The sequence below is a fragment of the Muriicola jejuensis genome (assembly GCF_010671595.1).
GTDB classification, from domain to species: domain Bacteria; phylum Bacteroidota; class Bacteroidia; order Flavobacteriales; family Flavobacteriaceae; genus Muriicola; species Muriicola jejuensis.
The window spans coordinates 104,270-120,564 of the sequence record NZ_JAABOP010000005.1 but is presented as its reverse complement, the minus strand read 5'-3'; the positions used below and the strand labels follow the sequence as shown (position 1 = coordinate 120,564).

Sequence of the window (16,295 nt, the reverse complement as noted above, 5' to 3'; positions counted from 1 at the left end):
CTAATGAGCCAAAAGTCCATAAAAAGATCCGTTGAAGAAGCTGCTGCAATCATCGGGAAGACCTGGCCCCTGTATTCCTTTGTCACCTCCAACCCACTTACCGGGCTCGAGAAAATGAGCTTCAGGGAGGCAATACAGTCTGCTGAAGAACTCTTGCAGGCCAGGGTATTGCCGGATGTATCCATGCTGCGACAGGCTTGGGAAGCAAGGGAAATAGGGGAGGAAGAGCTCCTGCAGTTGCTGGCCGAAGGGGGGTATGACAAATCACCCGAATACTACCTGCAGCTGATGGCCTCTGTGAAGGAGGAAGAGAAGTTGAATGAGGTGGGTGAACTCGACAGGATTACTGTAAAGTGGCTGACCGCCTTCATGGATGAAGGCCTGGCCGAATGGGACATCCCCGGAAAGGAACAAGGATTTTACGGAGCCTGGAGGACGCTGGTGAATTACGATGGGGAAGTAGGCAAAATAGAAAAGAGGGCGCTTCCAAAATCGGCTTCAGAAGCCCTGGAATATGCTCTCACCGGGGTTGAAGAGGATGCGTATACCCGGATCTTCCAGTACCATTTCGGCGCCTTGCCGGGTTGGGTAGGATATATAAAACACAGGACGGAAACAAACTCCTCCTGGCAGCAGGCCTATCCCATAAGCCTGGAAGATTATCTGGCAGTGCGGCTTGTACTCGCACGCCAACTTGAACTTCCATTATTGCCATCGGAAAATCAGATCGGCTCGAATGCGGAAGTGACAGAACTCGGCCTGATATGGCTCCGTGCCTGGGAAAAGAGCTGGCAGCACAAGATGGTGCACGAACTGGTCAGTAAAAAAGACTCGGTTGGCCATTCTGACATGCGGAAAGACACCCCGGATGCCCAGCTCGTCTTTTGTATAGATACCCGTTCGGAACTCATCCGCCGGCATGTGGAATCCAAGGGGAAGTACGAGACCTTCGGCTATGCCGGGTTCTTCGGTATCGCCATGGACTATGAGGACCTCAATGACGGCCTCAGCCGCAAATCCTGCCCGCCCATCCTGAATTCCGCGTATCAGGTAACTGAATCGCCCCAGGCCGATAAAGGAAAAGAGAAAAAGGATTGGGAGCGCAAAAACGCCGTCCTTAATTTCTGGGCGTACTTCCTGAAGCGGATGAAGAACATGCTCCCTTCCACCTTTGGATTTGTGGAGGGTTCGGGGATCTTCTACGGGTTCTATATGCTGGGACGGACTCTGGCGCCCAGCTATGTAAAACGCAATAAGTTCAATGAACAGGAAAGCTACGAGGGCTTTTGTGAACCTGAGATACATCAACATCACGATTGCGAAACCGGAATTTCCCTCAATGAAAAGGTAGGTATTGTAAAATCTGCCTTCGACCTCCTGGGATGGAGAAAATTTGCCCCCCTGGTCCTCTTTGCAGGACATGGCAGCCATACGGCCAACAACCCTTATGGATCCAGCCTGGACTGTGGGGCCTGTGCAGCGAGCCCGGGCAGGCATAACGCCCGGATGCTGGCCAAACTGGCCAACCTGCCGGAAGTGAGGGAGGTCCTGAGCAGGGAACACCATATCGAGATCCCGAAGAACACCGTATTCATTGGGGCAGAGCACAACACCACTACCGATGAGATCGTCGTCTTTGATGCCGATGTACCGGAATCTCACAGGGATGCCCTCAGGAGGCTAAAGACAGATCTTCAAAAGGCGAGGGAAACAGCGACTCTCGACAGGTTAGGGGTCTTTAAAGGTGGGATCACCAAAGCGGATACCAATGCTACACACTGGGCGGAAACCCGACCCGAATGGGGTCTGGCCAAGAACGCCGGATTTGTGGTGGGGCCGCGCCACCTCACTGCCGACAGCAACCTGGGCGGGCGTTGTTTCCTGCACTCCTATGACTGGAAGCTGGATCCTACCGGTGCAGCCCTGGAGGGTATCATGCAGGGCCCCATGGTAGTGACCCAGTGGATCAACAACCACTATTACTTCTCCACCGTAGACAATGAAAAATTCGGAGGAGGGTCCAAGATCACCCATAACATCACCGGCCGCTACGGGGTGGTACAGGGGAACGGGGGCGACCTGAAGATGGGTCTTCCTCTTCAATCCGTCAAACAAACAGACGATGAGATGTACCACCAGCCCCTCCGCCTGTCGGTCCTGATCCAGGCCCCGGAAAGCAGGGTGGAGGAGATCCTCAATAGGAATGACCATCTGAAAACGCTGCTAGAAAATGAATGGATCTACTTACTGGTCATGGACCCTACGCAAAGCAACCAAGTAAGGCGCTACGGCGCGAAGATGCAGTGGCAGGCTATGCAAGCACAGGATACTATGGTAAATAAAAACCGCGACAAGAAAGACCGTCGGGTGTACGAGGAGATCACTACCTAAGTTTTAATCTCCAAAAGAGTAATCCGGGCCCGCATTTTCGGGCCCTTTTTTTGTAATTTTTAAGGATCTAAGCGGTCTCTTATCGCATGTCGTAAGTATAGATACCAAAGTGGCCGTATTCTAATCTACGGTGTCAAGCCATCGCCTGTACGTTCCGGCCTTCCACAAAATACATGTTCATGGTACCCCTGTTCTTTAGGGCGATCTCACCCCTGGGGGTGCAGAAGATCAAAATTCAATTACTCAATCTACAATTCTGGTATAGATTAATCCCGAAGTAACCAAAAGTAGAAGCTTATAAAACCGTTTTACTTTTCAGTGGGTTCAATAATGAGGGTGATTTTATTGAAGTCCGCAGCACTGTTAATCACCCTTCGGAAATCTTCAAAAATCGGTGTATCTATAATATTGCGTTTATAGTGTTCATCGGCGGTAATGGTAAGAGTTTGTCCATCCAATGAATAATAAGATTTAAAACTTAAAACTTCATGTCCACCTTCTACATAGACGTTGTTTATATTTATATCATCCAGGTTTACTACTTTGTAGCCTGCGGGAAGTTGAACTTTAATGGTTCGATAATAACTCCTCATAAATTCATTTTCAAGAGGCAGAACCCTTTTCTTTTCCTGATACATCTGTATTTGCTGACCAATGAGTTCTCCTACCTTAAAAAGTAATTTTTTGCCGGCCTTTTCAGTAAAAGACCTTGATTCCAGTTCAATATCAAATACAAGGGGTTTCACACCAAAATTTTCAGGTCCTTGGTTGTGAACCTCTTTTTTGGTCACATCAACATTTTTATTCATTGTTTTGGCCAGATTTTCTATTAATTCATCCCTGTCCATTTCCTTAATTAATCCCATGTAGGGATGAATAGACATCCCGTAGTATCCAGAAAAAGAGCGCTGAAGTGACACGGTATTTTTAACGGGATCCGAATCGTCAAATTTGACATCTATCGTCATTCTATCGACTGTTTTTTCTGCTTTTACCGGTTCTATGAATTTGATCCTTCCAAGTCCGGAAGTAAAATCACCGACCTTAATTTCCTTAATGAATAACCCATAGGTGTCCGTGAGATTTCCCGGGGGAAATCCATATCTGGAGTTCGTAATTGTAGGGGAGAGGTAGGAATTTGTCGCAGGGAAATAAAATAAAAAGTCTGTCAAAAAATTATTGGCTTCGAATTCCTTGTCAAATTTTTGTTCAGACCGATCACAGGTTATCACGATTTCATGATCTATATCCAGGTGTTGGAAGATTGCTGCATACAGTTTAATAAGCCCCGTTGCATTCGCAACATTCTTGTTTAGAATGAGCTCCAGATTCTCCAGTTCTTCTCCCTGGCCTACAGATTTATAGATCTGTGTTTTAATAGCTCTATCGAGAGTTCTAATGATTTCATCCATTGGCAGATTTTTGTCTCCACCGATATGTTGTTCAATGAATTTATTGATGGACCCATCCACTTTTTTAGATTGAGCTTTGTAATAATATTCGTGAATATTTTGAGATACTATCCCATAGGAAGAAATATCCGACATATTATTTTTGAGGTTCTTATCTAATTTATACACCAACATCCCTCTTGAAGCCTGATATGGAGATTGATCCTCTTCTTCGAGGCCAGATATTTCTTTTATCCGAAGCTTCCAGTTGAGTTTACCTTTCACAAGAGTATCTTTTTCAACCTCTGGAAGACCGTTGTAAGATTTAAATTCAAAAAACAGATTTTCGGGAGATAAGAGATCAAACATCACATTTTCTTTATCATATGAACCCTGTAATCTGAAAGCTGTTCCCTTGTATACCGGGTATTTTTTCTCGACGTAGTAATATTCGATTATACTTCCTTTTTCGACCCCTTCAAAGGCGAAGTATTTGTAGTTCTTTCCTGTTTCCTCATCTTTTGCGACAAAAATTTTGGAACTGTCTAGTTCGATCGTCTTGCCGTTCCTGTTGATCACCCTGGCTTTGTTTACTATCAACTCAGAATTTGAGGAATAGGGGAGATAGATTTTATTATAGTCTTCAATTTTGTCGTCGCTATTCAACCACAGGGCCTTGTGCTCCAGATAGTATTCCGTTAGTGAACCATCTTCTGTGTAAAAAAACTCAATCACAAATTTTTCTCTAAGGCTCTTAATTTCGGAAGTGAGATCTTTAACCTCGTATTTTGGATATTCCTCCCAGGAATAACTTTCGTAAAAAGGCACACTTTGCCCGAGCATAAGCTCGGTTAGAAATAGAATGGAAATTCTCAATGCTATTTTCATATATACTGTGATTAAATTTTTGAAAGCACAACAACTTCCATATATGCTTGTTCTACTTTCTCAATCAATGAATTTATTGCTTTCTGTCCTTCGAGATCTACCACCAAGGAGTTCAGCCTGATCTTATGGTAATATTTCAAAGTGTTTTCATTTTTTTCATATTGAACAGAGGCGCTAAATAGATCACTTTTGACTTCAATATCTTCTGGCAGATATTCAACGTAATATCCCTCCGGAACTTCCAAGATGGTTGAATATTCATAAAAATGCTTATACTCATACTCAACTGGATTTTTACGATCTTCTTCGGATTTGAATTCAAGGGCTTTTTTGTTCAGGTTCAAGTTGATATAAAGCTCATTTCCCAGGGTTTTGGTATAATTGGATATTTTAAATTCATAGGTAAGATCCTGGAATTCATCATAAGGGTCTGCAGATTCGGCATAGAGATCTGTTATCAAAAAGCTGTTATTTCCTTTAGTGAATTTGGAATTATGATACTCTATCGATTTGTCTTTACTCTTGACTTTTTCCAGATCATAGAGATAATCCATCTTTACATAACCAGCCATCTTTACTTGAGTATTCCCAATGATGGTTCCATCATTAATATGCAGAACGGTTTGGTCTTGGAAACTGTTTTTTTCAGCGTCAACCACGGGGACGGTTGCGATCTTGTATCTATCCTTGCTTAAACCAATTAGAGCCTCTTTTCCCTGTATGAACGAACTGGGGAACTCAATAGGATTATACCTGCCTGTAGCGTCTAGGAAATAGGTCGAATCATTTATTATATACGATAGGATCATATGGTTGTCTACTAACGGCGTGGGCATTTCCGAATATGAATAAGGAATTTCCCTGGTGCCTATCCAGGTAAGGTAACTTTCGATACCCGCCAATTGAAGCATTTTATTCAGAATACTGGAATTATCCTTACAATCTCCATACTTCTTCACAAAAACCTCATTTGCATCCCTTGGGATAAATCCCCCAAGCGCATATTCGAAAGCCACGTATTTTATATTTTCCTGCGTCCAATAGTAGAGCGCTTTTACTTTTTCAAATTCCGTTGATTGAGCGTTGGTAATGCTATCCACCAACAATTGAAGTTCTTCCTCAGGTGGATCATTATTTATGTTTTCAATAAGAGAATAGTACCAGTTATAAAGATCTTGAACTTGCCCGAGCAAAGGCCGGATCTCACCACCTGATTTATAAGACTTAATTACGGGTAGAATGTGGGGTACCACAGTTCTATAATTGGGAGCATTATCTTCAAATTCGAACTCATCCAGATTCCGCACTTCCCAGATGTAAGTAGTTGTCTTCCTGCCTTCTTTTTTATGGAAATCAATCGCTGTATTTTCCGTGTTGAAGTCATTGAAAACCAAATCTACTTCGTTATCAGCGATCACCGTAAACCTGCTTGTTATAGTAGGGAAGATATTTCCAAAATAGAAGGGCGTAAGGAATCTGGGATTATTTATCTTTCTGATATATTTTAAACGGGTTTTGGTACCTTTTTCCAGGGCGGGAAATACAAAATTAATGGACCTGGAATCATCGTAAAAGGAATCGTCCAGTTCATCCTTTTCTTTAAACTCTTCTACCTTGAGCTCCTCTATTTTACCATTCCGGGAAATAAATGACGATGCTTCAATTTCATCAATATCAAAGAATGATGAAAAACTTAAGGATCTTTTTGATTTAAGAGTCGCACTTTCATCCAGGAATAGGTCTTCTTCCAGTATTTCCTGGGTTATATCCAGTTCACCTTTGACCACTTTGATGGTAAGTTGTATATCCTGAATGAGCCTGACCGAATGGGCATTTGGATATTCAGAACTATACTTCAATGATTCGGAAGAAATCTGGCCATTGAGAGACGGACCCAGCAGAATCAGGCATAAAAACAATCGAATCATTCCTTTCTCATATGGTAGAGATGACTTCTCCGTTAAAATACTCCTCTTGCGACTCTATTTTTCCTTCCTTGTTGTAGAGGATAGTAGGTCCATTTTTTTCTCCATTCCTAAAATTTTGTACCCTCTTCAGACTGCCATTTTCAAAATATTCTTCTGTGACACCATGTAAATCACCCAAGTTGTATTCCTCTGTTTTCTTAAGAGTTCCATTAGCATAGAACTCTTTTCTAGTTCCCTGATATTCCCCCAATAGAAACGGAATCTCCTCTGCTAGCCCGCCTGAGTAATAGAATTCTCTGTAGATATTGACGATATCGCCATTTGCGTATTCCATTTCTCTCGAAGGATTGCCATTGCTGTAAAAGGCTCTAATAATACCGGTTTCATTCTCGAGTGGAATCATAGGTAATTCTTCTGAATTCTGATCCAGATAGCTGTAACCAATTAACCTTCCACGCTCATAAAACCTGATGAGTTGAGTATGTCCATCGCTACTGTAAAACACTTTCTTTCCGTGGAGTAGGTCGTTTTTATATTCAGTAGAAGTGTTTTTGTTACCATTATCGTAGTAAGTGGTCCATGTTTTTTCAGAGGAACCATATTCGTAATAATAAGTGCTCTCGATGCCCCCGTTCTCGTAATAATTTTTTACTTCACCATTCAGGGTACCCAGTACCAGGGGAGCTTCGCGTTCGATAGATCCGCTAGCATGATACCATTTCCATTCCCCATTTTCCGAACCATTCAGAAAATTACCGTTTATTCTTGAGACTCCGTAGGCATCAAATTTTTGGTACGGCCCATGTGGTACTCCATTCAAATAGGAAATAATTTTATTGGTAGCCCCATTGATATGCTTGCTTCGCATATCAAATTTCCCGGACTTATCCTCGTAATTCAAGGTTTCATAAATTTTCCCATTGGCATCAAGGAAAATTTCTTTCAATAGATTTCCAAATCGATAATAGGTTTGATTAATTTTCTTTCCGTTACCTGCAAAGAAAATTTGCTCCCCATGAAGAAGTCCGTTATGATAGAAATTTATTTTTTCTAAGGTCCCGTCTCCGAAGTAGGTCCTCCATTCGCCAGATTGAACATTATCTTTATACCAGCCTTGAGTTTTTAGTTTTCCATCAATATGAGAATCTGAGTAATAGCCGGCTAGAGAATCATTCTTATAAGGAGTGATAGATTCGACTGTCCCGTTTTTATAGTAGCTCGTGTAATTTCCTTCCAACTTGTTTTCTTGGTAAATACCTAGGGCGGAAATTGTACCATTATTTGAGTAGTACTTCCACTCACCTGTTTTACCGCCTTTTATGTCATAAAGACCTTCAGACGTCAGAACGCCCTGGGGTGAGTACCCTTTATAGTAAAACTCCCCTCCTTTTTTGCGATTTTCAGTAAGGATACGGGCTTTTTTATCAAAATATCTGTAAGCGATTACTTCTCCTTTCCTATACTCATATTCATAGTAGGGTTTACCATCCGCATCGAAGTATTGATAAAGCCCATCGATTAATCCATTATCATATTTATAAATACTCTGCACGGTGCCATCTTGATAATAGGTTCGCCAATTACCGTGGTAGTTGCCCTCTACTAAATTGCCTTCTTCTTTGATCGTGCCGCTGAAGTAATAAGTTTTATACGGACCATTCGATACTCCATTGACATTCATAAATTCCATGGATAAATTTCCATTTATATAATAGGTCTTTTCTGGTCCATTTCTCTGGCCATTGTCAAAATATATCTCTGAATAAACGTTCCCGTCAGCAAAATACTCATAGGCTATTCCATCTATGTTTCCCGCTTTATACGTCCTCTTGAATTCAGGTATAATTTTCCCCACATTGAAATAGGCCACAAAATTTCCCTCCAATTTCCCCTCTTTATATGACTTTTCCTGCAGCAGAGCACCGAGTTCGTTGTAATAGAGATATTCACCTTCTAATTCATCATTTTTGTAGGAAGTTGAAATTTTTATACGTCCATTTTCATAGAATTGTCTGTTAGGACCATTTAACTTACCAGAAGAATAAAATGCGACCTCGCTAGTGTCCGACTTTTGATTGAACCAAACCCATTGCCCTTCGCGATTTCCTGATTCATCGAATTTTCCATATGCCGTTTGTCTGCCGTCTGAATTATAGAATTCCCAATTTCCTATAGGTACCTCACCTGACATTTGGCCAATCCCACTTACATATCCATCTGAATAATAATTGGTAACCACCAAGTCCTTACCATTGCGAGCGATCTTTTCTCTTTGTGCAATAGAAAGCCATTTAGCCCTAAATGAATCAATAAAACTCTTAATCTCCTTTTCATTTTTTTCTACGACCTTTTTAAAATTTTCATTCTCAATTGCGTTGCACAATGTGTAAATGAATGGATCGAATTTTTCACTTTCGGTAATCCAATTGTAGAAAGGAACGAATTTTGAAATCCAAATACCTCCTTCACCCTTAAGGTCTTTTAACGTTTGAAGAAGAACATGATTCTGCTTGACAAGCGCAATGGTTATTTCATTTCCCGTTTGATATTTTTCATTCAGAGCAATTCTATTATTGATAATTAAATCCGATTCTTCAAATATTTCATCATCAGGTGAAATCTCAATTTTCGGATCTTTCTGATTGGAATTCTTCGATTTAACCAGATTGTCTAATGATTGTAAGACACTTAATCCATTTTCCGCGTCAGGTTCTAAAAGCACATAAAGATTATACGCCATCATTGCCTGACTAATTAACTCTTGTTTATAACATAAATTCCCGAGCTGGAGGTATGTATTTTTATAGAAAGGATCCAAAGTCATAGCCATCTCATAGGCTTCTACTGCTTCGTTAATCAGGTCTAATTTCTCAAGACACACACCCTTGTTATACCAAAGGAGCTTGTTTTTAGGAAATCTAATAATACCTTCGTTGAAAACTTCCAAAGCAGCAGAGGTATTGTTTTGATTCAATAACGCCACTCCTTTATTTACGAAAAAAGACCGGTCATTGTCCCCACAAGAATCCTTCAATCCTAGGTCAGCCACTTCAATAGCTTCCTCATATCTTTTCAAAGTCATGAGATAATAAGTCTTGGAAATTAAGACGGAACAATAGGCCGAGTCATTTTTATGTATTCTGTTCAGAATTTCCAGTGTTTTCTCATAATCTCCTTGGCTGGAGCTTTCAGTTGCCAGACTTGAGATCACATCCAGATCAACGAAAGGAATTTTTTCCTGAGAAAAACATATAAGTGAGGAGAAGAGGGCGAAAAAAAGTACTTTTTTGGTCATTAAGCAAATATAGAAAAGCGCATAAAAGATTTTAGCAGATTAATCATTTTTAGGTAATTTCAACAGAAGTCTCGATAAACTTCCGTAATAGTTCATATTCTTGTGACGCCATTACATTTTAAGGATAAGGTACTCACACTGTTTGATAAGATTGAATAATGATAGATGTGTTGTCAATAACGAGTAAGAAAATATTGTTGTTATTTTGGACCTTGTTTTTTTTGTATTCCTGCTCCGCCCAAAAACAGCTTATCGAAGGGGAAGAGGAGACCGTCTTGAAGGAAAACCTGCAATACTACCTGTATTTCCCAAAGGAGTATGAGAAGGAGGATTCGAAGTTGTTTCCCCTGCTGCTCTTCCTCCACGGGGGAGGGGAATCCGGGGAAACCCTGGGGGAACTCAAGAAGAACGGCCCCCCAAAAATGCTGGCCGAAGGCTACCCCTTTCCCTTTATGGTGCTGGCCCCCCAAAACCCCCACAAAAAAAAGTGGTGGAATGTCCACTCGGTTATGCAACTCCTAGATACCGTGATCGCCCACCATAGGGTGGATCCCAAACGCATCTATCTCTCGGGCCTTAGCCGGGGAGGAAGTGCCGCCTGGGACCTGGCGGTGCAGTACCCCGATCGCTTTGCTGCCCTGGCCGTGGTTTGCGGGATGGCTCCGGTGCCCTATGCTTCCTGGATAGACAGGGAGCTGCCCATATGGGTCTTCCACGGGACGGAGGACCAGTCCATCCCATTTTCAGAATCAGAAGACATGGTCGCCGCCCTCAAAGAAATGGGATACGATGTCGCCTTTACGGTCTACGAGGGGGTAGGTCACAATTCTTGGGAACAGGCCTATGCCACTGAAGCCCTTTACGAATGGATGGTCAAACAGAAGAGAAAATGAGCATAGCCGGAATTATTGTATTTTCGACTTTCTAACCGCATGTAAACGTGAACGTCCCCTTATACCGACTTTTCTATGCCCTGACTGCTCTGATTTCTGTTAGCCTCGTCCTGGGCTGTAAGAACAGGGAGGCAAAGGGGGAAGAACATCCCTTTACCAACGACCTGGTCCACGAAACCAGCCCCTATTTGCTGCAACACGCCCACAATCCTGTGAATTGGTTGCCCTGGGGGGAAAAAGCACTGGAGAAAGCCCGTGAGGAGGAGAAACTGATCATTGTCAGCATCGGATATTCTTCCTGCCACTGGTGCCACGTGATGGAAGAAGAGACCTTTGAGGACGTGGAAGTGGCCGAACTCATGAACGAGCACTTTGTCAGCATTAAGGTAGACCGGGAGGAACGCCCCGATGTGGATGAAGTCTACATGACTGCCGTACAGCTTATGACAGGCAGCGGAGGCTGGCCCCTGAACGTGATCCTGCTACCCAACGGGAAACCGCTTTACGGCGGTACTTATCACACCAAACGGCAATGGATGGATGTTCTGTCTAATGTCAACACCAAATTCAGGGCAGACCGAAAGGCGGCAGAAGACTACGCAGACCGCGTGGCCAAAGGGGTGGCGGAGGTCAATTTTATTCCCAGGGCCGAATCAGAAGCACCCCTTTCCTCAGAGCACCTCCTAGAGGCCGTAGCCCGATGGAAACCGCAGTGGGACATGGAAATGGGCGGCAACCTTGGCAGGGAGAAGTTCATCATGCCGGCAAACCTCAGCTTCCTGCTGGACTATGCCCGGCTAACCGGGGACCTGGAAGCAGATGTATTTGCGAAAAACACCCTGGACAAAATCCTTCAGGGGGGGATTTACGATCACGTAGGAGGAGGCTTTTTCAGATACAGCACGGATCCTCAGTGGAAAGTGCCCCACTTCGAGAAGATGCTTTATGACAATGCACAACTCCTCAGCCTCTTTTCCAAGGCCTATGCCATTTACAAAGACCCCTCATACAGGAGGGTGATCACTGAAACCGCGGCCTACCTAGATCGGGAAATGAAAGGACCGGATGGGAGTTATTTCGCCGCCATGGATGCAGACAGTGAAGGTATTGAAGGGGCTTATTACACATGGACAGAGAAGGAATTAAAGGAGGTGCTGGGAGGTGAATTTGAACTCTTTGCCGAGTTTTATTCCATTCGCCCTTCGTCTGCCTGGGAAGGGGGCCGGTTTGTCCTGTACAGGTCAGGGGAAGAAGGCGAATTTGCTCAGTCGCATGGAATGTCAATGACAGATTTTAGGAACCGTCTGGAATCCTGGCACCATAAACTCTTGTCTGCCAGGAAGTCACGCGTGGCTCCCAGGAAGGACGATAAGATCATTACCTCCTGGAATGCCTTGCTGATCACGGGCTTCGTAGATGCCTATGCTGCAACGGGGGAGCAGGAATTCCTCGACAGGGCCCGTCGGGTGTACGAGGCCGTGATGGATACGGCATTCGAAAAAGGGAGGTTGATCCATTCCTACAAGCCGGGTAGTACCCGGGAGGAGGGTTTCCTGGAAGACTATGCCTTCATGGCCAGGGCGGCTTTTTCCCTTTACCAGGCCACGCTGGATACCGCATACCTAGAGATGGCCAATCGCCTTATGAAGGAGGTCGAAAAACGTTTTTACGAAGCAAATTCAGGTCTATACCGCTATAACCAGGATACGGATCTCATCTCGGACATCCTGAAGGTAGACGACGGGGTGATACCCTCTCCCAATGCTATGGTCTGCGAAAACCTCATTCTTCTGGGGCACCTCCAATACGACAAGGAGGCTATGGGAAAGGCAGGGCGACTCCTGAAGACGATGGAACCCAGAGTAGGGGAGGCCATCCCTAATTACTCCTATTGGGCCCGGTTGATGTTAAGCAGGGTCTATCCCTATTATGAGATCGTGACGGTAGGTCCGGAGGCAGCCCTCCTTTCTCTGGAATTCCAGAAACTATTCCTTCCGAATGCCCTTGTGGCGGGCAGCTTTACACCCAGTGAGATCGCCCTTTTTGACGACCGGTATTTTGAAGGGGAAACCTTTATCTATGTCTGCAGCAACAACACCTGTAAACTGCCAGTGAAGACGGTTACGGAAGCCTTGCAGCAATTGCGGGACTTCCGGGCTTATTGACCTTTACCAGCCGGAGGGTGTCACTGTTCCTCGCCACGAGCACGTACCGGTTCCCTTCAATGGTGATCTCTACCATATCCTTGACATCGCCTGGCGTAAACCAGCCACTTTCCCGGTTCGCTACGGCTTTAAATACACCCTTTCCATTTCCTTTGAGGAATAATCCGTTGCTGGCATCGTTGCGTGGGGTTTCTACTTCCGAACTGTACAGATTGCCGGCGATGACCACGTCAAGATGTGAGTCTTCGTCGAAGTCATCTACTAGGATCTGGTTGATACTGGAGACCTGGGCCAGGTTAGGTAATTTGTGAGTTACAAAGCCTTTCCCCGTATTTTCAAGGTATACACTGGCGAAGGAGGTGACCTGGTAATGGAGGGCATCTTCCAGGTATTCCTCTGTATAGACGTCTTCAAGGGTAGCCGTTGAAAAGGAGGCGTAATCCTCAAATTTCTTTTTAATGCCTGGCATTTGCTGAGAAGAACATTCTCTTCCCCTCAGGGGGTATTTTTTCCCTCCGTTGAAATAGCTCAGGACGATGTCTGAGGTACCACTTTTGTCAAAATCGTGATAGTAAATATCAAAGGTCTCCTGTTCACTGGCCTTGTACTTGTAATTAAGGCCGAGGTTGCCCGCAATATAATCCGGGTCGCCATCCCCGTCAAAATCCCCTTCCTGAATACTGAACCACCATCCTGTACTGTCTTCCAGTCCGGTCTCCACAGTTACATTTTTAAAACTCCCACCTTCGTTCTTTAACACCGTCAGGGGCATCCATTCCCCGGTGACGAGCAGGTCCAACAAGCCGTCCCGGTCGTAATCCGTCCAGATGGCATCCGTGACCATACCCAGATCCCCGAGCATAGGGGCTACGGAATTAGTGATGTCCTGAAACAGTGCTCCTCCCTGGGGTGTGCTCACGTTCTCCATGATGTAGCTCCTGGCCGGTAATGGGTACTGGCCCGGCACCAGCCTGCCACCCACGAAAAGGTCCAGGTCCCCATCCCCGTCGAAATCTGCGGCTTTTACCCTGGAACCGCTGCTGAACATCCCGGGCAGGGATTTTGGTGCCCTCTCCAGATAGCCTGAGCCATTGTTTACGTATAGCCGGTCTTGTAACAATTCTGATCCGGCGGGAAATTCATTTCCCCCGCTCACCATATAGAGGTCGTTGTCTCCGTCCCCATCGGCGTCGAAGATGAGTGCTCCAAGATCTTCGTACACACTGTCGCGAGCCACTGAGGGGAAGGGCTGTCTGATAAATCCCTGTGGTGTTTTAAAGTATATCCCTGTAGGTTGGTTGGACGCTCCGCCCACCACAAAATCGTCCTGTCCGTCCCCGTTGAGGTCTCCAACGGCAATCCCAGGTCCGAACATAGAGGTCTGGTGGGGGAGGAGGATCTCTTTGAGGAAGTCGTTGTAATAATTCTCTTCATGCCTGAGGTCGATCCCCATTTCGGAGGGATCTTCCATGGAGAAAAGTGTGGCTTTCTCCCTTACTTCATTCACTTCGGCAGGTTTTGCATCTGCGTAGGAAATATTCAGGATCGTATTCAGGGAGACCTCCGTAAGTACCTGTTCTTTTCCGTCCGGCCAGCGCACCTGTAGGCTTTCCAATTTTTCTACAGGCCCCAGGCCAAAGTGGAGTTCAGGGGCTACAGAGGATTGAAAACCCCTGCTGAGGGTCATTTCCTGGAACTGCTGTTCCCCCTGGTTCATAGTCCTTACCTGCACGCCTAGGCCAAAAGGATTCAATTCGGGGCCCTTAAATCTCAGGGTAAGTGTTTTATTACCGGGCGTACCCAGGTTCTCGAAGACCGAGGCCTTGTCATCGATGTTATTGGTAATGATCTCCAGGTCTCCGTCATTGTCGAGGTCGGCATAGACCGAACCGTTTGAAAACCCTTCGAAAGAAATGCCCCAGTCCTTGTTGACCTGTGAGAAGGTGAGGTCCTTGTTGTTCCTGAACACGAAATTGTCTATAGGCTCTGAAGGGATGGTCTGGGAACGTGCCAGGAGGTTGTCCATAGGTCGCCCTTCCTTTTCCCAGTTAAGGAAAAAGTCCCGGTTGTTGATCTCTCTGCGGGTTCCGTTGGAAATAAAGATATCCTTCCACCCGTCATTGTCGAGATCTGCGAAGAGAGGACCCCAGCTCCAGTCGGTTGAGCTTACCCCGGCCAGCCTCGAAATATTGCTGAAATCAGGCAGGGTATCGTGAAGCAGGCCATTATTGAGCTGGAGGGCATTCTGCATGTACTGGTAGTGAAAGCCGGAATTCACCGTGCTCCAGAACAGATCCGGATTCATGCTGGCCATATTGGCTTTGGACCGCCTGTTTACATTGGCGGTCATGTCTACCTGCAGGATGTCCAGAAGGGCGTCATTGTTAAAATCGGCAATATCCACACCCATGCCATAAAAGGCGGTGTTCTTGGTGACTTGTTTCACTACTTCGGAAAACGTTCCGTCCTGGTTGTTTATAAAGAGGTAATCGGGAGTGGAGAAATCGTCTGAAACATAGATGTCTGGCCAGCCGTCCTGGTTGAGGTCGCCTATGGTGGCGCTCAGGGAAAGCCCAAAGGTTGAAAGCCCTGCCTCCCGGGTGACGTCGGTAAAGGTATCCCCATCATTGCGATAGAGTTTATCGGTTTCGATGGGCTTGGGGTACTGTTGTTTGAAGAGGTAAAAGCTATTGGGGGCATCGAATCGGGTAGGGGGATAGTTGGCCAGATACATATCCAGGTCGCCGTCCCTGTCATAATCAAAAAATGTGGCCTGAACGCTGTTACCGGCGTCTGCCAGACCGTATTCGGCGGCTCTTTCCGTGAAGGTCAGGTCCCCGTTGTTGATAAAGAGCTGATTCCTTCTGTTCCCGCTTTGCCCGCCCACGGAACAGTAGATGTCGAGGAGTCCGTCGTGGTTCACATCGGTCATGGTAGTCCCGGTGTACCAGCGCTGATCCCCGGAAATCCCAGCAGCCTCGGATATGTCCTCGAACTGCATATTTCCTTTGTTGAGATAGAGTTTGTTGGGTACCATATTGCCGGTAAAGAACAGGTCGACCAGCCCGTCATTATTGATGTCTCCGGCCGAGACCCCGCCTCCCATGTAGATATAGGCGTAGGTAAAATAGTTCAGGGTATCGCTTTCGGTAAGTCGGTTCTCAAAGGCGATTCCGGTGTTCTTGGCATCGAGAGGCCTGAAAACTGTGTTCTTTTTTTCCGGGGATTCGGTACAGCCCTGCAACAAGATTAGGGCAGAAAGAGTCAAGGTAAAGCAGCGCATAGGGTCACATATTCTCATCCCATAAATATATAGAAAGCAGGGGGTACATAAAACAAAAAGC

Annotated in this window: 7 protein-coding genes; 3 read left to right on the top strand and 4 right to left on the bottom strand. The window is 45.2% G+C overall.

The features are described from left to right. Positions 1 to 3 precede the first annotated feature (3 nt). Positions 4 to 2,391 carry a DUF2309 domain-containing protein gene (locus GWK09_RS13740; RefSeq protein ID WP_163694041.1) on the top strand — a complete coding sequence of 796 codons (2,388 nt, stop codon included), beginning with the start codon at positions 4 to 6 and terminating at the stop codon, positions 2,389 to 2,391. 308 nt (positions 2,392 to 2,699) lie between these two features. On the opposite strand, the gene GWK09_RS13735 is transcribed toward GWK09_RS13740, so the two are convergent. The 3 genes from GWK09_RS13735 to GWK09_RS13725 form a co-directional block, all read right to left on the bottom strand. Further along, entirely contained in the window at positions 2,700 to 4,670 is a 1,971-nt protein-coding gene (locus GWK09_RS13735; protein ID WP_163694040.1) for a DUF3857 domain-containing protein, read from the bottom strand. Between the two features lie 11 nt (positions 4,671 to 4,681). After that, positions 4,682 to 6,529: a transglutaminase domain-containing protein gene (locus GWK09_RS13730; RefSeq protein ID WP_239530949.1), complete on the bottom strand. Its 1,848-nt coding sequence runs from the start codon at positions 6,527 to 6,529 to the stop codon at positions 4,682 to 4,684. 76 nt (positions 6,530 to 6,605) lie between these two features. Further along, positions 6,606 to 9,893, bottom strand: a complete 3,288-nt coding sequence (locus GWK09_RS13725; RefSeq protein WP_163694038.1) for a hypothetical protein — start codon at positions 9,891 to 9,893, stop codon at positions 6,606 to 6,608. Between the two features lie 221 nt (positions 9,894 to 10,114). Between GWK09_RS13725 and GWK09_RS13720 the strand changes: the two genes are divergently transcribed. Beyond that, complete coding sequence (locus GWK09_RS13720) at positions 10,115 to 10,786, top strand: carboxylesterase family protein (RefSeq protein ID WP_239530948.1); 672 nt, start codon at positions 10,115 to 10,117, stop codon at positions 10,784 to 10,786. Between the two features lie 47 nt (positions 10,787 to 10,833). Continuing rightward, entirely contained in the window at positions 10,834 to 12,951 is a 2,118-nt protein-coding gene (locus tag GWK09_RS13715; protein ID WP_163694036.1) for a thioredoxin domain-containing protein, read from the top strand. On the opposite strand, the gene GWK09_RS13710 is transcribed toward GWK09_RS13715, so the two are convergent. Beyond that, positions 12,908 to 16,234, bottom strand: a complete 3,327-nt coding sequence (locus GWK09_RS13710; protein ID WP_163694035.1) for an FG-GAP-like repeat-containing protein — start codon at positions 16,232 to 16,234, stop codon at positions 12,908 to 12,910. The two genes, GWK09_RS13715 and GWK09_RS13710, sit on opposite strands and share 44 nt — an antisense overlap. Positions 16,235 to 16,295: the final 61 nt, after the last annotated feature.